Source organism: Pseudarthrobacter sp. O4 (genome assembly GCF_050157025.1).
Lineage (GTDB): Bacteria > Actinomycetota > Actinomycetes > Actinomycetales > Micrococcaceae > Arthrobacter.
This window is the reverse complement of sequence record NZ_CP189591.1, coordinates 4,484,366-4,502,005: the sequence shown is the minus strand read 5'-3', so window position 1 is coordinate 4,502,005 and position 17,640 is coordinate 4,484,366. Positions and strand designations below refer to the sequence as shown.

The following is a 17,640-nucleotide window of genomic DNA, read 5'->3' as shown; positions in this document are numbered from 1 at the left end:
GCAGCTCGGAACCATTCTGCTCTCTTTGCATCGATCCGACTTTATCGGCGGCTGCGCTCTAGCCAGTCACAAGAAATAACAGGCTATCGGCTTCGCTCAAGGCTGGAGAACTACTCAGGCAGGACCTGGTTTGGTAGGGGATGGCAGATGAAGGCGCAGCCGCAGAACGTCATTCCCCCTAAATAAGGGGGCCCGCGCAATCCCTCCTATTGAGGCGACGGCGTTGAACGAGGACGCTTCGCTTGGGCACGCTATGCGTTTCGGGGGCGGTGGGCTTGTTCCACTAGTTCTGTTATCCATGGTCGATGCCCCCTATGGAATTTGATTCCTTCGGGCAGCCCCTGAACGGTTGGGACGGAGTTGGCGATGTCGATGGTGATCCTGCCCTCGGCCAAGGGCGCGTTGGTGATGTGCAGGTCGCCATAGGCATCCGGCAGGGCCGGATCCATCCATAGCCCGCCGCGGGAAACGTGGGTGTCGTACCGCATGAGGCTGGTCACTAAGTGGATCGGGGTCGTCGCTGCCCAGGCCTGCGGCGAGCAGGCGGTCGGATAAGGAACGGGCTCGGCATACTTGTCACGACTGAAGCCGCAGAACAGCTCTGGCAGCCGGCCGCCGGAGTATTCGGCCGCCTCCAGCAGGGCGGTGCAGATCCGCTGCGCCTCCTCTTTGAATCCGTATCGCAGCAAACCGTCAGCGATGATTGCATTGTCATGTGGCCATACCGAGCCGTTGTGGTAGCTTGCGGGGTTGTAGGCACCCATGTCACTGGCCAGTGTTCGCACGCCCCAGCCACTGAACATTTCTGGGGACATCAGTCGTTCGGCTACCTTGGGAGCCTTGTCCTCGTCCACGAAACCGAGCCAGAGGCAGTGGCCCATGTTGGAAGCGCACGCGTCGACCTGCCGCTTCTTGCCGTCGAGGGCGATGGCGTAGTAGCCACGGTCGGGCATCCAGAACTGCTCGTTGAACTGTTTCTTCAAGTGTGCCGCCTGTTCGGCGAGCTCGTCCCCTAACGAGGCGTCGTGCGCGTCGTAGGCCATCCAGGCCCGCGCCATGTAGGCGTGATAGACATACGCTTGCACTTCGCAGAGGGCGATGGGCGGTTCGGCCAATGTGCCGTCGGCAAAATTTATGCCGTCCCAGGAGTCCTTCCAGCCTTGGTTGATCAGCCCCTGGTCGTTCAGGCGCTCATACTCGACGAACCCGTCGCCGTCCTTATCCCCGTAATCACGAATCCATTCCAGCGCACGGTCCGCGTTAGGCAAAAGGGCAGCGATGGTGTCCGAGGAAAAGCCCCAGCGGCTAACCGACCCCAGCAGGAGCACGAACAACGGAGTTGCGTCGATGCTGCCGTAATAGGTCGACTTGCCCCCCAGGGCCAAACCGCTGGAGACATCGAGCCTTACCTCATGCAGAATCTTGCCCGGCTCCTCTTCGGTCATCGGATCCACGACGCTGCCTTGACGGTCTGCCAGCGTCTGCAATGTGCCCAACGCCAGGGACGGGTCCACAGGTAATGCCATTTCCGACGCCAGCAGCGAGTCCCGGCCAAACAGGGTCATGAACCAGGGCGCACCTGCCGCCACCACGATCCGCTCCGGATGGGCGGGGTCCTCAATCCGGAGCGCTCCCAGATCGTCATAGCTACGCCGAAGGGTCCGTTCAATGGAATGATTGCCCATATGGAGTTTGGGGATCTTGGCCACCCACTCCTGGCGGCGGCGGTCACTCGGGGACAATCCACCTCCCTTGGTATGGACAAATGCTGCTGCGGGGCCGGTTCCCTCGATGTTCGGCACCACGGTGAGGACCGTGTTCCACTCGCCCTGAGGCGGGATCGACACCCGGTACGTGAGCATCTCCGGCGTAATGTCCGCCCCGGGGGCCTCTATGGCCACCCCTTTCCGGATATCCCGCCAGAGCGCACGGATGGTCAGCGTGGCGCCGTCAACTTGCCGGGTTTCGGCCCAGCGCCGCTGGATCCGTGCCTCTTTAACTTCGAAAAGATCCGCAAAATCCGCTTCAATCCTCAGGGAGATAACGCATTCGGCCGGCTCCAGGGAGTAGTTACTGACGGTAACCTGCTCCTGGAGGCCAGCCCCCACCTCGCGCACCCGCTCCACGATCAGTGCGCTGTCCGCATGCCCGTCCGAGCGGGGAACGCGGTTAACAAACAGTGCGCGGTATGGCTCTTTCGTCTCCGCGGTCAGCGACTCAAGCGGCTGGGCATTAACCGTCATGTTCCAGCCAGACAGGATGCGGGTGTCCTGGAAGAAAAGTCCATGTGGAAGCTCGGAGTGAATGTCCCCATTCTGTAAAGAGATGCAGAAGGACGATCCCTCGACGAGAGTGACCGTTCCGGTCCCTAAGGGACCGGCCGCAGTGTCAGCATTCCATCCAGCCATCCCTGCCCCTTAAACAAGTATGATCAGACATGCCATGGCCGATCGTTGGGCTTACGCTCTACGGCCATCATCCTTCCGATCGAACGCTACGCCGGTCTTCCTCCTAGCACCAGAGCGGGTTTGCCGAAGGTATCTGAAAGGCAACCACAGGTACGGTATTCCTCTCCTTGCCTGCTGCTCCCGTATCTCACATCTGCTCCCTGCCTTTGTTGCGGGCTGCGGTCGTATGGTTTTCTGAGACAGCTTGATGGGAGCTTCACTTCAGATGACGACGCCTAGAAGAAAATATGATGCTGCGTTCCGTGAGGAAGCGGTGCGCCTGGTTTTATCCTCGGATCGTTCGGTGAAACAGGTTGCCGAGGAGATCGGGGTGAAGGAAAGCACTCTGGGAATCCGGCTGCACAGGCACCGGGAAAAGCACCAGGACGCCCCGGTGCCTTCTGAGGTGGACCGGGGTCCGGTGGCATGGGATGAGCACCAGAAGGCGCTGGCCGAAAACGCGCGGTTGAAGGCCTAGGTCGAGTTTTTGGGAAAAGTCAGCGCCTTCTTTGCCGCGAAGCAAAAGTAGAGGATTTCTACGAGTTCATCAAAGCGGAGAAGGCCAACCATCCTGTGGTGTGGCTTTGCCGGACGTTGAAGGTCTCCCGGGCCTCCTTCTACCGGTGGCGTAAACCCGCCTGCCCCTCACCACGTGCGGTCCGGCATGAGGCGCTGGTCACCGCGGTCACCGACCTCTACTAGGCGGAGGCCGGGCGTGCGGGCCGGGACCAGCTGACCCTGCTCCTGAACGCGCGCTCACGGCGTTCGGCCTGGCCGTGGAGATCGGAGACTGGAACCGGTTCACCGGACGCACGATCGGTGCGTACCTCGGCCTTGTCCCCAGCGAAAACTCCTCCGGCCAGCACCGCTCCCAAGGCGGTATCACCAAGACCGGGAACACCCACGCCCGACGGCTTCTGATCGAGGCCGCCTGGCACCACCGACGAGCCTACACACAGCCTTCCGCGCTGATGCGCTCCCGGTGGGAGGCAGCAACCCCCGCATCCCGGACCCGCGGACAGGCCGGCAACCGACGCCTGCACGAACGGTGGCTCGTTTATCTGGAACACCGGAAACGGCCCGTGATCGCCAACGTCGCCATCGCACGGGAACTGGCAGGCTGGTGCTGGTCGCTGGCCAGCGAAGCACAGAAAGCCGCCAGTCACCAGGGGCACTGAAACGTCCGGGACGCCTGGGCAGGGGTGGGTAGAAGGCAGCGCGTGGAGTGAACTCGCGTCGCTACTATGAGTAACCGGAAACGGCCACGCTCGACCCTAGAGAAGCGATCTGCTCCAGCCGAACACCTCGTCCTGCGGTAACCAACCCGCGCATATTAGTCTGACAACGGCCACGTCGCCAACGACGCGCAGCCCACCGCACCAGACGCCCCGGACCATACAGGACATGTGTTAACGCCAACCGAAAATAGGGCCAGGAACGCCAACTGAAAATAGGGCCACCGACCATTATGGAAGGTGATCAATTTGGATGATTGGGCGGAGATACGCCACCTGTTTTCGACGGGCAAGCACTCGAAGCGTGAGATCGGCAGGATCGTGGGGGTTTCCCGCGGTACGGTTGACCGGGCTTTGGAGTCGGATCGGGCGCCGAAGTATCAGCGGGCGGCTGGAGTGTCGAGTTTTGATGCGTTTGCTCCGAGGGTTCGGGAGTTGTTGGTGAAGACGCCGACGATGCCGGCCGCGACGCTGGCGGAGCGGGTGGGTTGGTCTGGTTCCGCGTCGCTGTTCCGGGCGAAGGTCGCCGTGATCCGGCCTGAATACGCGCCGCCTGACCCGGCCGACCGCCTGGTCCATGAGCCGGGGTTCCAGGTCCAGTGCGATCTCTGGTTCCCGCACGAGCCGCTGCCCGTCGGTGAGGGCCAGAACGACACGCCACCGGTGCAGGGGAATCCCTCGGCGTTCTCGGGCTTCATCCAGGCACGGATGCTGCCGTCGCGGACGACACCGGACCTTCTGGGCGGAATGTGGACTCTGCTGCAGGACGCGCAGGCGGTTCCGTCCCGGCTGTTGTGGGACAACGAGTCCGGCATCGGCCGGCGCCGGCCGACGGAGCCGGTGGCCGCGTTCGCCGGGTCCCTGGGACTGGAGATCAAGCTGCTTCCGCCGCGGGATCCGGAGTCCAAGGGCATGGTCGAGCGGATGAACAGGTTCTTCCGTCAACGCTTCATGCCGGGCCGGGACTTCCGCTCACCGGCGGATTTCAACGGCCAGCTGGAGGACTGGCTGCCCAAGGCCAATCACCGGTACTCGCGGTCCCGCCACGGCCGCCCGGACGAGCTGATCGTCCTGGAACGGGAGAGGATGCGGGAGCTGCCGCCGGTGACCCCGGAGGCGGTGTTCCGCAACGCGGTGCGGCTCCCGCGGGATTACTACGTGCGGGTGTTCTCCAACGACTATTCCGTGGACCCTTCGTTCATCGGGCGGATCGTGGATGTCACCGCTGATCTGGACACTGTCTGGGTCACTCATAGGGTGTCATCATCGCCACCCATGTCCGGGCATGGGCCCGGCACCTGGTGGTGACCGATCCGGCCCATGTGGCCCGCGCGGCGGTGATGCGGCGGGACTTCCGGACCCAGCGGGTGCACCGCCCCGAACCCGAGGAAGCGGTGCAGGTGCGGGATCTGGCCGCCTACGACGAGATCTTCGGCATCGACCTCGGCCAGCAGCCGAACCTGGTCCTGGAGGTGGCCTCATGAGCGGGACACCGTCACAGATCGAGTACTACGCCCGGGCCCTGCGCGCACCGCGGATCAGCGATGGGTTCCGCCGGCTCGGGGACCAGGCCCGGGACTCCGGCTGGTCCCATGAGGAGTATCTGGCCGCGGTCCTCTCCCGGGAAGTCTCCGAACGCGAGGCGTCCGGAGCGGCGACCCGGATCAAGGCCGCACGGTTTCCCGCGCACAAGGACCTCGAGGAGTTCAACTTCGACCACCAGCCCTCCGCGGACCGGAACCTCATCGCGCACCTGGGCACCGGGGTGTTTCTCTCCGAGGCCAAGAACGTGGTTCTGCTCGGACCGCCCGGAACCGGCAAAACCCACCTCGCGGTCGGTATCGGCATCAAGGCAGCCAAGGCCGGGCAGCGGGTCCTCTTTGACTCCGCGACCGGCTGGGTGGCCCGGCTCCAGGAAGCCCACTCCCGCGGGAAACTCGCCCAGGAACTGGTCAAACTACGCCGCTACGGGCTCCTCATAATTGACGAGGTAGGCTACATCCCGTTCGATCAGGACGCCGCGAACCTGTTCTTCCAGCTCGTCTCCAGCCGCTACGAACACGCCTCCATGATCCTGACGTCCAACCTCCCGTTCGCCCGCTGGGGCGACGTCTTCGGGGACCTGACCATCGCCTCGGCGATGATCGACCGGATCGTCCACCACGCCGACGTCATCAGCCTCAAAGGCAACAGCTACCGGCTCAAAAAACACCAACCCGCCGCCAGTACGGCACAATAGAACCACAACCCCGTGGCCCCGTTTTCAATTGGCACTAATGGCCCTATTTTCGGTTGGCGTTAACAACATGGACCACAGGCCAACCAAAGCCCACGGTCCACATCAGAAAAGCGGCCCCTGGCTTCAAACCCGGGACCGCTTTACCCTGCCCTCTTGACAGAATCCACCACATATTAGTAACACGGGTCAAACATCAACGCGGTGGCGCACGGCTGGCCGTTCCGACCGGCAGGACGCCGCAACAGCTCCTCGATCAACGAGCACTGGACATCGGGGCCCTTTCGGCACAAACAGACAAGCATTTTTGGTGGGGACATGAAGACCTCTTAGATTTAGACGGCAGTCTGGTAACCATAAAACCTAAGAGGTCTTCACTATTCGGATGTAACGAACGTCCCGGTTCAGTAAAGCTCTTTAGCGCCTCTCCGGAAGATCAGCTAGCCTGTGTGGCTTTGACTGACTCGGTGACGTTCTCGACACCGTGGATGATGTACTCCACCTCTCCGTCGGCGGAGAGTACCGGCTCGTTCAGCGGCTTGAAGTAGCGCTCCTCAAAAATACCGTCGACTTCAATGTCATAGCGTTGAATCGGAAGTACGTGCCCAGTGCGCTCGTCCAAGACGCGCTGCAGGGCCGATCGCAACACCTCCGTACCGTTAGCATCCGGGTTGTCCGGGTTGTCCGGGTACGCGTCCGTTATCAGAAGGCCCACGATGTCTTCCCGACGTCGACCACCCGCTTCCAGGACGGAGTCGGTTGCTGCGACAATCCGGAACTCTCGATTCACGACTACATACTGGGCAGGTGAGCTTTCGAACAAGCGGCGAAAGTCTTCCGGGGCAACGCTGTGGTTCTGAGGGTTCACAAGAATCTCTTTCTAGGTTACGGTCGAAGCGGCCCAGCTGGGGCTCCTTCTAGTGCACCAGAGTGCTTTTCCTAGCGGAAGTGCAAAAATAGAACTGGCATCGACACTCGGAGGGCGGGACTGCCCCCGGTTTTGTTGACTCCTTGACCTAGCGAGCTGATGCTCGTGGAAGGATGTTGACCATGCCCACGGCTTATGGGGCGGAGTTCCGCCAGGATGTTATTGATGTGGCCCGCAAGGGCGAAGCGCCGCTGGCGCAGATTGCGAAGGATTTCGGGCTTTCGGTCACGACGTTAAAGCGCTGGATTGCCATCGCCGAACGTAAGGAGACCGGGGCCGGGCCGGCGGCGGCGGAGTCGGCCGAAATGCGGGAGCTGAAGAAGCGTAACCGCTTGTTGGAGCAGGAGAATGAGATTCTGCGCCGGGCTGCTGCCTATCTGGCCAGGGACATCAACCCAAAATGACTCTTCTATGGGTTCTGTCAAGCCATGATGGTCTGGAGTTGACGGAAAATAGCGCGGCACACATAGCGTTTGAGGTTGCGGCGGATCTCGCGGTTTGATTTCCCTGTTGCCCGGCTGCGCGTCACGTACTCCTTTGTTGCGGTGTCAAAGCTCATGCGGGTGCGGACGATGACGTCGAAGGCACGGTTGAGCTGACGATCGCCGGTTCGGTTGAGCCGATGTCTGGTGGTGTTGCCGGAGGATGCAGGGCGTGGCGCAACACCACCGAGGGCGGCGAAGGCTGCCTCTGACCGGATCCGGCCGTGGTGGGAGTAGGCGCAGATGATGATGGCCGCTGTCACCGGGCCGACTCCGGGAGTGGTTTGCAGTCCGGGAGCCAGTTCTTCGGTGAGTTGGGCCAAGGCTTTGTGGTTTTCGGCGAGCTGGCCGGTGAAGTCTTTGACGCTCAGTGCCAGGCGCTTGGCTTCGCCGCGGGCGATTCGCACCACAGGGTCGGCGCTGTTTGAGCTCCGCCAGGCTGCGATGGCGGTGATCTGTGCGTCCCGCAGGGATGACCGGGCGTCGATCCCGAGATCTGTGCCCCGGAGCAGGGCCGTGAGGGCGTTGCGGCGCCATCGAGCCGACAAACCGCATCACCCTGCCGGCCTCAACCAAACAAGGCCGCACCGCGGACCCCGTTGATGACCGGGTGAAAACTATTCTCCGGATGGACGCCGGCGAGGCGCTGGAGCAGGCCCGGGCGCTTTGGGAGAGCATGCTGGACGCGATCTCCTACCCGAACGACGACCAGACCATCAGCCTGATTGCCAACTTCCAGGCCCCCGCGATCAGGGACCAGCTCATGGCCGATATCCCAGGAATTGACGGACCCATGGACAGGGTTCTCCTCGCCCAAACGCACGGCACCCCTCAGTGGTCCCGCGTCGAATGGGCCCAGCAACTGCTCCTCCACGCGCACACGCACAGCAGCACCAAACACTCAGCGCCCATCCTCACCGCGATCGCCTTCATCAACTGGTGGGAAGGCCGAGGCAGCAAGGCCCACCAATTCCTGGAACTCGCCCTCGACGCCGACCCCGCCTACCACCTGGCCCGGCTCAGCGACCAAATGATCGGCTCCGGAATGGTCGCCGGCTGGAACATGGACAAGGACCGCGCGTTCCGGCCCTGGGGCCTTGAAGCGTCATAAAACCGCAGTCACACGGATACGGCGGCAGACGACGACGGGCCGTCTCGGAGCCAGCCGAACACCGCCGAATCCCACCCCTCCGAATCGGCATTCCACTCCTGCGTGTGCTCCGCGGAAGACAGGTCAGCAACGCTGCCGTGCAACCAGCCACGGAATCATACTGGACCGAGCCTTGGCCACCAGCGCGCCGCTCCAGTCGACAACGGGTCCATCGACCGTCAGGCTAGCTTTGCGCAATGCGTGGCGCCCCAGTGCATTTCGTGGTAATCATGTCGTTGCTGACGCGAAAGTCCATGAAGTGATGTCAGCGGAAATCAGCCAACAGGGACCCATCCGATGAACCAGGGAATCACTGATAGATGGTGTGGACACTGTCCACACACCTTTGGCCGGACAAACGCACTTCGCAGCGTTCACCAAGGCGGCCGACAGACTCGAACGAAGAAGAAATATCTCGAAGAAACTTCCCTAAGTCATGCCGTCAATACGATCCCAGGCCATGAATAGGTGAACGACCAAATGCCACCACAGCGATTTCGAGAGGAGGCCCGGCCGACCGCAGATCCCAGCAGGACGAGGGCCCACCAGCCGGGGCACTGAACCCTCCACCCGCACAACTTCACAGGCGATCGCGGCGCCAGGCACCAACCGCAGCTAGAGTCAGAGGGACCCGCACAGGGTCAATGTCCACACATTAGAACCAAAACCCCACTGACCAGGAAAACACGTGCCCGAGGTGGGACTCGAACCGCATTCCAGCCCTTGCAAACACTGGGAACTCCCGAAAACATGGGCAATCCGAGCCAGTCCGGCACCGGTACGACTCAGACCGGAGCCCCAACTGTGGACATTGTCCACAGACCTCAATAACACCCTTCGGAAGCATTTCCAGCCGCCAGCCGCGCCCAGCACCTGTCGGGGTGCGGTTCCTCTCCATTCACGGGCAGTGCCGATAAGGTCATAACCATCGCCGACAATGATGCGGCCCGGTACGGTATCGGGTTCGCTTCCGGCGGCGTGGGCCGCGCGCCGGAAGCACGTGCCGAAGCCGCGGAGATGTTCGCGCGGGGAAAGTTCAGGCTGCCGGTCGCGGAGACGTTCACGCTGGAGAACATCGCGGCCGCCCACGCGAAAAGCGAACAGGGACGCGGGCTCGGGAAGTACATCGTGAGGGTCGGCTGAGCTTGGGACCTGGCAGCAGCTTTGACGTACCGCTGCTGCGGCCTGTTCCTGAGGCCGCCGGTCCGGTGGCTGTCACCCGGGCCGGAACCAGCCGGAGCATCGAATGCGATCCGCGGGGAAATGATGAACCAATGCGCCGTTATCGGGGAACCGCGGTTCCGTGGCCGACCGGGCACCGTGGGTGTGAAGCCATTGGACGAGGTCGGCGGCACCGTTGCGCCGCGCCGCGTCCAGAGGAGTCAGCTCTTCCCGCGCCGGTATCCGGTTCAGGTCGGCACCCCGGCCACGAAGGTAAATCGCGGCATTGAACTGCCCGCCGTGGCAGGCGTACCAGAACGCGTCATTGAGCTTTTCCGGCGAAGGCGGCGCCGTGTCGGGGAAGCCCTCGAGGATGCGGGATCGTAGTCCCATTGCCGCAGCCTGCCACAGCATCGTCCGTGCACCGCGATCGATCAGGTGCCGGGCCGCCTGCCACTGCCCGAAGCCGATGGCGTCGGCCAGTGGGGTGCCGTCTCCGAACATCGCTCCCGGGGCTTCAATGTCCGCGCCGGCGTCCAGCAGGGCCTCGAGCGCCTCGACATCGTTGCTGCTTGCGGCCCAGTGCAGCGGGGTCTCGGCGTACGGCCCGGTGCACGGGGCGCTGACGTCAACCCCGGCTTCGGCGAGTATCGTGACAGTCTCGGCGCTGTGGGGATAGTGGCCCGGCAGGTCGGTGGCCACATGCAGGAGCGTGCGTGCCACCCCCTGCGGGTCTCCGGTGCCAAATCGGGCGCCGGCCAGGGCGGGGTTCTCACGCAACAGCCGCCTCACCGTCAGCGGGTCGCCGGTGTGGATCGCCCGGACCATGGCATCAGCGGGCGGACTCGCAATATCAATCATCGCAACGCCTCTTTCTTCAACTGCTGCACTATCAGCCCGGCACCAGTGGAGGCACTCACCTCGTGGCCGGGTGCCGGCGTCGGTTGAGCGGAGCTATCAGGAATCCGCAGGCATCCGCCGGTCGTCAGGACCGCAGTGCCGGCCCCCGGCCAGACTCGACCGGGTGGCTGTTCAGCAGTCCCTGTCCCGCGGCTGCCGGCTGGAACAGGGTCGGGTAACTCCTGCGGGAGCGCCGCGGCCGTGGTGGCCACGGTTGCGACGGTGGCTGCTGCCTCGTTGGCAACAGAAGTGTTGACGACGGCCTCCAGCGCCCTTGAGGCCGGCAGCGGCACCGGCGGAAGCTGCACTGCCGGGATCGGGCCAGCGACGGAGGCGCTCGGCAGTCCGCTGGCGGCAGGCAACACCTGCGCCGCGAGGGGCTTCAGAGGGTGCGCCACTGCAGCGGCCGCGGCGGTTGCTTCCTCGGGGGGCGAAGTCGGGCCATCCCCCGGCAGAACCACGGCGACGGAACCGGAGCCGACGCCGGTGATGGGGTCGGCTGGTGCAGCAGCATCGGCGGTACCGGCTGCCCAGATGCGCCAGGCCGGTGCGGCCAGGCCGGCGGGCAGGACTAAGAGCACGGCCGAGCGGAATTTTTCAAGCTGAACGGTACCAACGGGAGTTAGGCGGCTAACTGTTCGGTGATTTCCTTGGGTTGGTTGATCCACGCTGGTCCTGGGAGCGCGAGGATTTTGGGGTCGATGGTGGTCGTGAAGCGCTCGGGGTGTCTCGCGCGGGCTGCAGCGAGCGTTGCCGAGCGTTCTTTGGCGACGCCGGACGCGTGGCCGAAGTGGACGTTCGCGGGGGTGTGGAAGCCGATTCCGGAATGCTGGTGGTGATGGTTGTACCAGTCCACGAAACCGCTGATAAAGCCTCGGGCGTCGTGGACTGAGGCGAAGCGTTCGGGGAATTCCGGACCGTATTTCAGGGTCTTGAACAGCGACTCACTGTACGGATTATCATTCGACACCCGGGGCCTGGAGTGGGACCTGGTGACCTCCAGGTCCGAGAGCAGCGCGGCCACGGTCTTGGACGTCATGGACGTCCCCCGGTCCGCGTGCACGACCTGAGGGATGCCGTGGATCCCGAAGATTCCCTTCATCATCTCCACGGCCAACACGCCCGATTCGGTGGCGTGGACGTGCGCGCCGACGATGAACCTGGAATGGATATCAACCATCATGTAGCAGTCAAAATACTTCCCCCTTACCGGGCCCGCGAGCTTTGTGATATCCCAGGTGAACACCTGCCCAGGAGCCGTGGCCACCAGTTCAGGAACCGTACGGGGCGGGTGTTTGGCCAACCGTCGGCGTTCCTTGACCTGGCTGTTTTCCTCCAGCACCCGGTAGAAAGTCGACAGCGACCCCAGATAGATTCCCTCATCCAGCAGCATGGTATAGACCTGCATGGGCGCCAGGTCCACGAACTCCGGTGAGTTCAGTACCGCCAAGATCTCCGCCCTCTCAGCGGCGCTGAGCTTGTTCTTCGGCACCACCGCCAGCTGGTCCCGCGGGGGGACCGGTTTGCGGTTCGCAGTCGTCCGGGAAACACCCGTCAAGGATGCCGCCCGGCGTGAGGGGATCTTCAGTTCCAGCATCGACCGGTACGTGGCCATCAGCGTTTCTTGGACCGGGGCCCGTCCGGCATATCCTCTGAGGCGCTCTCTAAGAACGCCTGTAGTTTTCCCATCAGATCCAGGGCTGCCTCGGTCTTCTTCAACCGGCTCTCACTCACCTCTAACTGGCGGCGCAAACGCGCGTTCTCGGCCTGGTCCGCCGACAGCTTCCCGATCGATTCCCCGGCCTTCTTCCCGGCCAGGACGCCAGCATCCCGCAGCCGCCGCCACTCGGTCATCTGCGAGGAATACAGCCCCTCCCGGCGCAGGAACGCGCCGCCCTCACTGTTCTCGCAAGCGCTCTCGTACGAGGCCAAAAACTCGAGCTTCTGGACCGGCGTGAACGACCGGCGAGGCCGCGGCCCACCGGCTCGCGGCCCGGAAGAATTACTACTACTAGTACTACTACTCACAGGACTATCTTCGCGTACCGCACTCAAAACTGGACTGGACATGATTACTGGATTCCTGGCTCTCGCCCCACGCGATTAAACGGACTTGCTATGAGCCCCTGGTACCGTTCCAGCCTGACACGTAGGGGAGCCGCAACGATCACGCGGACTGCATCCCATCCGATTACCCCCCAGAGGCGACGGAGCACCAGAATACGCCCGGTGCCGTAACTGCGTCTAGAGGTCGCATTGACTCTCTAATGGGTGGTGGCTGGCCTGGTGCCTGGCTGGCAGGATGGCTGCCAGTCCTGCCGAACGTGACTCCCGCTACCTCTGGCCCATCCGATTGCGATGGTGCCTTTCGTTTGACTTGTCCGTTCGGCGGGGCTGGCGCCGGCCTGTCCTCTTCCGATGGCTTGATAGAAGGTCGTCCAGGGTGCCACCTGTGACTCATTAGAGAGCTGCCTCGAAAGAACCCTTCCAGGCCGACGCCAATCCACGGCACCCGCTTCCAGGAAGGAAAGAGCCGCAATGACCGTCGTTGCAGAAGAATATGGCCACGTCATGGGCGTCATATGCCGTCGTGGACACCTCTACGGGTGCCTGCAGGGCAACCGAATCGTTCCCCAGCGGCGTTCACAGTCTGCGTGTCTGAGAACCAGCCGGAAATCTTCACTGCGGCTGGGAATTCTCTTCATCGCCGTCGCGTGCTGGTTCGTATGTCTGCCAGGCCAGGCGTCGGAGTCGTGTTGTCACGCGCATGCCCCGGCGTTGTCAGTTCGCGGCGGGCTCCGGGCCAAAGGATAGAAGCCCTTGGTCAAGCATCTCCAGGGGCGTGCAGGCAGTCTGACCATCGACCCACGGACAACCGCCGGCCAGGCTCAGCCGCTTTCCCCTGGACTAGGCATCCATGAGGCCCCGGCGTAGGCTGAAATCGTCGGCGTAGGTGCCGAGGCCCTCCGTCGATAGCCCATCGATTGAGGAGGATCCATGAGTGTTGTACGTGAATTCATGACCACAAACGCCCAGTGCATAGCCGAGGACAAGACGCTTCAGGAAGCCGCCCAGCTGATGAAACAGTTGGACTGCGGTTCGCTGCCGATCTGCGGCAGCGACGGCAAGCTCAGCGGCTTCATCACCGACCGCGACATCGTGGTCAAGTGTGTTGCCGAGGGCCGCGACGCCCGCGAAGTGAGGGCGATCGAGCTGGCCACGGGCAAGCCGCACTGGATCGACGCAGATGCGAGTGTGGACGTCGCCATCGAGATGATGGAAAGGTTCCAGGTCCGGCGCCTGCCGGTCATCACGGACCACAAGCTGGTGGGAATCATCAGCCAAGGAGATATTGCACGCAATTACGCCGAGGACCGCGTGGGCGAATTGGTGGAGCACGTTTCCGCCAGGACACCGATGGATCATACGGTGTAACAGCCGCGGTGCCTCAGGCACCACCGTGCCTCAGGCACCACCGGTTCCATGCGCCACGGGTCAGGGGACCGTGGCGCTTCTTTGTGCTCGGACCTTTTCGGAGGGGCTCGCTCTCGGGCGGAGCCTAGATGATTAAGTCCTAATGATCGTAGGGGATGAGTGACTGATTCCGGGGTGCTCCGGGCCAGTTGTGCCCAGCACCCCAGGAAACGATCACTCATCGCCTTCGACCACTAAATCCAATAGAAACTAATCATCTAAAGCCCTCGGGGGGTCATGGGCTGTATCCTCCCGGCGCCATTGCCCCCGATACGCGAAAGTGTTCGAACTACCGAGAAGAACGCCGCGCAAATGACTCGTGCCGCAGGGGTTCTTCTTTGAAGCCTATCCCTCACGGTTCAGATGAGCCCTGCCGGGCTGCTTGACGGCAGGCCGGAATCGGCTTGGACTCCTGGCCCGCCAGCAGCGTCAATCGCTCAATCTTGTCGCATTGGCAGTGGCGGGCGGAGATGACAAGTTAGCTGTTCTCCCCGCATGCTAGTGCCGGCTGAGCGGTTACTACTTGGGTATTCGGATCGTACTCTAGGGCCGGCCTTCCCGCCACGGTCACTGTAGCGCGCTCCCATGGCCGGTCTTCAAGTAGGAAGGGAATTTCTTGTTCTTCCCACTCCCTGTGCAGGTCTTCTTCTTCCTGGCCATCTACTTTCCCTCAATAAGCCCGCCGTCTGGACAAGTAGTCACGGTACAGGCGAGCGCGAGTAGTCACGGTACAGGCGAGCGCGAGGATCTAGCTGCTCGAGGTCGTCTGCACTACCGTCGTTACTGGTACGACGATGGGGTCGCGGATTGCTGCGTAACCGAGTATCCGTCGATCAGGGGGAACGCCTAAACCGCCCGCAAGCCGATCCCCTTATGAGACAGCTGAAACCTGTGTCTCGTAACCTCAGCGCCTCAAATCCCTAGAGAGACGAGACGGAGCGACTAGGCCAGGGCCTCGCTCCGCGATGGTCTTCCGCGCCATTTATCGATCACAAAACGCCGCCAAACAGCGCCGAAAGTAACAGCTGCGGGCCCTCGCCGCAATGAAGCATTCCGAAAAGTCAAGCTTTGTCAACAGTAAGAAGACAAAAAGTCTCTGACCTGCGGAAACACTGTGCCCGAGGTGGGACTCGAACCCACACACCTTTCGATACCGCATTTTGAGTGCGGCGCGTCTGCCAATTCCGCCACTCGGGCGCGGAGTGCACCGGTGTAACAATCGCTGAACCACAGTGCTGTGAGCAACGCGATCGCTTCCAGTGCGCGAAATTACTCTACATGCAGATAGGCTGAATTCCAGAATCGCGCCAGTGACGCCGCATCGAACCCAAACCGGTCCCCAGTACACCAGCGGATAAAACCTATGATGGTTTAGTTCCCGCCGTACCTTTCCAAGGAGTTCCCGTGTCAGAACAGACGGAGTCAACCCCCACTTCCAAGCCTGCGCGCCGCGTTGTCGTCGCCGAGGATGAGACCCTCATCCGCCTGGACATTATCGAGATCCTGCGGGGCGAGGGCTACGACGTCGTCGGCGAGGCGGACAACGGCGAAAAGGCCGTGCAGCTCGCCGAAGAACTGAAGCCGGACCTGGTCCTGATGGACGTCAAGATGCCGGTCATGGACGGCATCACCGCCGCCGAGAAGATCGTCAAGGCCCGGATCGCCCCTGTGGTCCTGCTGACCGCCTTCAGCCAGAAGGAACTGGTGGAGCGGGCCCGCGACGCCGGTGCCATGGCCTACGTCGTCAAGCCCTTCACCCCGGCGGACCTCATCCCCGCCCTCGAAATCGCGCTCTCCCGCCACGAGGAAATCAAGGCCCTCGAAAGCGAAGTGACGGACCTGCAGGAGCAGTTCGCCACCCGCAAGCTCGTGGAGCGCGCCAAGAGCCTCCTGACCACCAAGATGGGCCTCACCGAGCCGGAAGCCTTCCGCTGGATCCAGAAAACCTCCATGGACCGCCGCCTCAGCATGCGCGAGGTTGCCGAGACCATTATCAACCAGGTCAACTAGCCCCGGCAGGTTAGATGCAAACAAAGAAGCCAAAAAAGGGAGGGTCCCCGCCGCGTAAACCGCGTGGCGGGGACCCTCCCTTTTGCGTGGTGCACAGGAACTAGTCCTGGGCCCCGTTTTTCTTATTTTCCGGCCACGGGCCAAGCTTGTCCCTGGCCACCGCTGCCTCGCCGTGGCTGCCGGCGTCTGCCAGGTCGCCCACCTTGTGGACCTTCAGCATGTTCGTGGAACCGGCTTTTCCGGGAGGCGAACCGGCGGCGATAACCACCAGGTCGCCGTCCTCGACGACGTCCATGTCCAGCAGGCTGCGGTCCACCTGGGCGGTCATCTCGTCGGTGTGGCCTACCATCGGGACGAGCACCGGCATGATGCCCCAGGTCAGTGCCAGCTGGTTCCAGACGTGCTCCACCGGGGTGAACGCGAAGACCGGACGGATCGGCCGCAGCCGGGACAGGCGCCGCGCGGAGTCGCCGGACTGGGTGAAGGTACAGATGTACTTCGCATCCAGCTGGTCGGCGATTTCGACGGCGGCGCGGGTGATGGCGCCGCCGCGGGTCTTGGGCTTGGTGCCCAGCGGGGGGACGCGCTCCAGGCCGTGGACCTCGGTGGATTCGATGATCCGGGCCATGACCTTGACGGTCTCGATCGGGAACTTGCCCACGCTGGTCTCGCCGGAGAGCATGACGGCGTCGGCGCCGTCGAGCACGGCGTTGGCGCAGTCGGAGGCCTCGGCGCGCGTCGGGCGGGGGTTGTCGATCATGGACTCAAGCACCTGGGTGGCCACGATGACCGGCTTGGCCCAGCGGCGTGCCAGTTCGATGGCGCGCTTCTGCACGATCGGCACTTCCTCGAGGGGAAGTTCCACACCGAGGTCGCCACGGGCCACCATGATGGCGTCGAAGGCGTCGATGATCTCGGAGAGCTGCTCCACGGCCTGCGGCTTTTCGATCTTGGCGATCACCGGCACGCGGCGGCCTTCCTCGTCCATGATCTCGTGGACGCGCTTGATGTCCGAGGCGTCGCGGACGAAGGAGAGGGCAACCATGTCCACACCGCGGCGCATGGCCCAGCGGAGATCGTCCTCGTCCTTCTCGCTCAGCGCCGGAACGTTGACCGCAACGCCGGGCAGGTTGATGCCCTTGTTGTTCGAGACGTACCCGCCGACAATCACCTGGGCGACCACCTTGACGTCGTCGACGTCGATCGCCCGGAGGGCCACCTTGCCGTCGTCGATCAGCAGGGCGTCGCCGGGATTGACGTCATCGGTGAGGCTCTTGAGCGTCGTGGAGGCGATGTCCTTGGTGCCCGGGACGTCCTCGGTGGTGATGGTGAAGGTGTCACCGACGGCCAGGAGGTGCGGTCCGTCAACGAAGCGGCCGAGGCGGATCTTCGGCCCCTGCAGGTCCGCCATGATGGCGACGGGCTTGCCGAGCTGGCCTGCGGCCTTGCGGACGTTCTCGTATGTGGTGTCATGCACGGCGTAATCGCCGTGGCTCATGTTCATGCGGGCGACGTCGACGCCGGCTTCCAGCACGGCGAGCGTGTTCTCAAAGCTCGCGATTGCCGGTCCGAACGTGGCCACTATCTTAGCGCGTCTCATATACCTACCCTAGTAGT

At 62.9% G+C, this 17,640-nt stretch carries 15 protein-coding genes, 1 tRNA gene and 2 pseudogenes; 10 read left to right on the top strand and 8 right to left on the bottom strand.

Annotation, left to right across the window (positions count from 1 at the left end):
- Positions 1-251 precede the first annotated feature (251 nt).
- Positions 252-2,408, bottom strand: coding sequence for a glycogen debranching N-terminal domain-containing protein (locus ACQCSU_RS20805; RefSeq protein WP_426977247.1), 2,157 nt, complete (start codon positions 2,406-2,408; stop codon positions 252-254).
- Between the two features lie 247 nt (positions 2,409-2,655).
- Here ACQCSU_RS20805 and ACQCSU_RS20800 point away from each other — a divergent pair, with 247 nt between their 5' ends.
- The 5 genes and pseudogenes from ACQCSU_RS20800 to istB all read left to right on the top strand — a co-directional run bounded on the left by ACQCSU_RS20800 (position 2,656) and on the right by istB (position 5,921).
- On the top strand, positions 2,656-2,925 hold the full coding sequence (locus tag ACQCSU_RS20800) for a transposase (RefSeq protein ID WP_426977246.1): 270 nt from the start codon (positions 2,656-2,658) through the stop codon (positions 2,923-2,925).
- Positions 2,926-3,202: 277 nt separating this feature from the next.
- Positions 3,203-3,625: pseudogene (locus ACQCSU_RS20795) on the top strand (transposase); the annotation flags it as partial.
- Positions 3,626-4,123: 498 nt separating this feature from the next.
- On the top strand, positions 4,124-4,990 hold the full coding sequence (locus ACQCSU_RS20790; protein ID WP_426977244.1) for a Mu transposase domain-containing protein: 867 nt from the start codon (positions 4,124-4,126) through the stop codon (positions 4,988-4,990).
- A complete protein-coding gene (locus tag ACQCSU_RS20785; protein WP_426977242.1) occupies positions 4,984-5,166 on the top strand; it encodes a hypothetical protein in 183 nt (60 codons plus the stop codon). Before ACQCSU_RS20790 ends, ACQCSU_RS20785 begins: the two co-directional genes overlap by 7 nt.
- The gene (gene istB / locus ACQCSU_RS20780; RefSeq protein WP_426977240.1) at positions 5,163-5,921 is read left to right on the top strand and encodes an IS21-like element helper ATPase IstB; all 759 of its coding nucleotides are present in this window, start codon (positions 5,163-5,165) and stop codon (positions 5,919-5,921) included. Before ACQCSU_RS20785 ends, istB begins: the two co-directional genes overlap by 4 nt.
- A gap of 433 nt (positions 5,922-6,354) precedes the next feature.
- Here istB and ACQCSU_RS20775 read toward each other — a convergent pair whose 3' ends face one another.
- The gene (locus tag ACQCSU_RS20775; RefSeq protein WP_426977238.1) at positions 6,355-6,786 is read right to left on the bottom strand and encodes a PAS domain-containing protein; all 432 of its coding nucleotides are present in this window, start codon (positions 6,784-6,786) and stop codon (positions 6,355-6,357) included.
- A 182-nt stretch (positions 6,787-6,968) separates the two neighbouring features.
- Between ACQCSU_RS20775 and ACQCSU_RS20770 the strand changes: the two are divergent.
- A pseudogene (locus tag ACQCSU_RS20770) lies at positions 6,969-7,247 on the top strand (transposase); the annotation flags it as partial.
- 20 nt (positions 7,248-7,267) lie between these two features.
- Here the strand turns inward: ACQCSU_RS20770 and ACQCSU_RS20765 are convergent.
- Positions 7,268-7,876, bottom strand: a complete 609-nt coding sequence (locus ACQCSU_RS20765; RefSeq protein WP_426977236.1) for a transposase — start codon at positions 7,874-7,876, stop codon at positions 7,268-7,270.
- 62 nt (positions 7,877-7,938) lie between these two features.
- Here ACQCSU_RS20765 and ACQCSU_RS20760 point away from each other — a divergent pair, with 62 nt between their 5' ends.
- Together ACQCSU_RS20760 and ACQCSU_RS20755 are read left to right on the top strand one after the other, a co-directional pair.
- Positions 7,939-8,439, top strand: a complete 501-nt coding sequence (locus tag ACQCSU_RS20760) for a DUF4192 family protein (RefSeq protein ID WP_426977234.1) — start codon at positions 7,939-7,941, stop codon at positions 8,437-8,439.
- Positions 8,440-9,495: 1,056 nt separating this feature from the next.
- Complete coding sequence (locus tag ACQCSU_RS20755; RefSeq protein ID WP_426979883.1) at positions 9,496-9,621, top strand: zinc-binding dehydrogenase; 126 nt, start codon at positions 9,496-9,498, stop codon at positions 9,619-9,621.
- Positions 9,622-9,693: 72 nt separating this feature from the next.
- Here the strand turns inward: ACQCSU_RS20755 and ACQCSU_RS20750 are convergent, their stop codons facing one another.
- From ACQCSU_RS20750 to ACQCSU_RS20740, 3 genes are all read right to left on the bottom strand, one after another.
- Positions 9,694-10,500, bottom strand: coding sequence for an ankyrin repeat domain-containing protein (locus tag ACQCSU_RS20750; RefSeq protein WP_426977233.1), 807 nt, complete (start codon positions 10,498-10,500; stop codon positions 9,694-9,696).
- A complete protein-coding gene (locus tag ACQCSU_RS20745; protein WP_426977232.1) occupies positions 10,497-11,120 on the bottom strand; it encodes a hypothetical protein in 624 nt (207 codons plus the stop codon). Before ACQCSU_RS20745 ends, ACQCSU_RS20750 begins: the two co-directional genes overlap by 4 nt.
- Positions 11,121-11,161: 41 nt before the next feature.
- Positions 11,162-12,567 (bottom strand): IS3 family transposase gene (locus tag ACQCSU_RS20740; protein WP_426977230.1). Its coding sequence is split into 2 segments (ribosomal slippage): positions 11,162-12,228 and positions 12,228-12,567, totalling 1,407 coding nucleotides; the frame shifts between segments, so codons are not numbered across the junction.
- 969 nt (positions 12,568-13,536) lie between these two features.
- Here ACQCSU_RS20740 and ACQCSU_RS20735 point away from each other — a divergent pair.
- Entirely contained in the window at positions 13,537-13,974 is a 438-nt protein-coding gene (locus ACQCSU_RS20735) for a CBS domain-containing protein (RefSeq protein ID WP_426977229.1), read from the top strand.
- 1,154 nt (positions 13,975-15,128) lie between these two features.
- On the opposite strand, the gene ACQCSU_RS20730 is transcribed toward ACQCSU_RS20735, so the two are convergent.
- Positions 15,129-15,210, bottom strand: a tRNA-Leu gene (locus ACQCSU_RS20730).
- A gap of 207 nt (positions 15,211-15,417) precedes the next feature.
- On the opposite strand from ACQCSU_RS20730, the gene ACQCSU_RS20725 reads away from it, so the two are divergent.
- Positions 15,418-16,023 carry an ANTAR domain-containing response regulator gene (locus tag ACQCSU_RS20725; protein ID WP_426977227.1) on the top strand — a complete coding sequence of 202 codons (606 nt, stop codon included), beginning with the start codon at positions 15,418-15,420 and terminating at the stop codon, positions 16,021-16,023.
- 100 nt (positions 16,024-16,123) lie between these two features.
- Here ACQCSU_RS20725 and pyk read toward each other — a convergent pair whose 3' ends face one another.
- A complete protein-coding gene (pyk, locus tag ACQCSU_RS20720; protein ID WP_426977225.1) occupies positions 16,124-17,623 on the bottom strand; it encodes a pyruvate kinase in 1,500 nt (499 codons plus the stop codon).
- Positions 17,624-17,640: the final 17 nt, after the last annotated feature.

Coding starts and splice junctions, on each gene's coding strand:
- ACQCSU_RS20805 (WP_426977247.1), bottom strand. CDS start 2,408: ATGGCTGGATGGAATGCTGACACTGCGGCCGGTCCCTTAGGGACCGGA.
- ACQCSU_RS20800 (WP_426977246.1), top strand. CDS start 2,656: ATGGGAGCTTCACTTCAGATGACGACGCCTAGAAGAAAATATGATGCT.
- istB (WP_426977240.1), top strand. CDS start 5,163: ATGAGCGGGACACCGTCACAGATCGAGTACTACGCCCGGGCCCTGCGC.
- ACQCSU_RS20755 (WP_426979883.1), top strand. CDS start 9,496: ATGTTCGCGCGGGGAAAGTTCAGGCTGCCGGTCGCGGAGACGTTCACG.
- ACQCSU_RS20750 (WP_426977233.1), bottom strand. CDS start 10,500: ATGATTGATATTGCGAGTCCGCCCGCTGATGCCATGGTCCGGGCGATC.
- ACQCSU_RS20735 (WP_426977229.1), top strand. CDS start 13,537: ATGAGTGTTGTACGTGAATTCATGACCACAAACGCCCAGTGCATAGCC.
- pyk (WP_426977225.1), bottom strand. CDS start 17,623: ATGAGACGCGCTAAGATAGTGGCCACGTTCGGACCGGCAATCGCGAGC.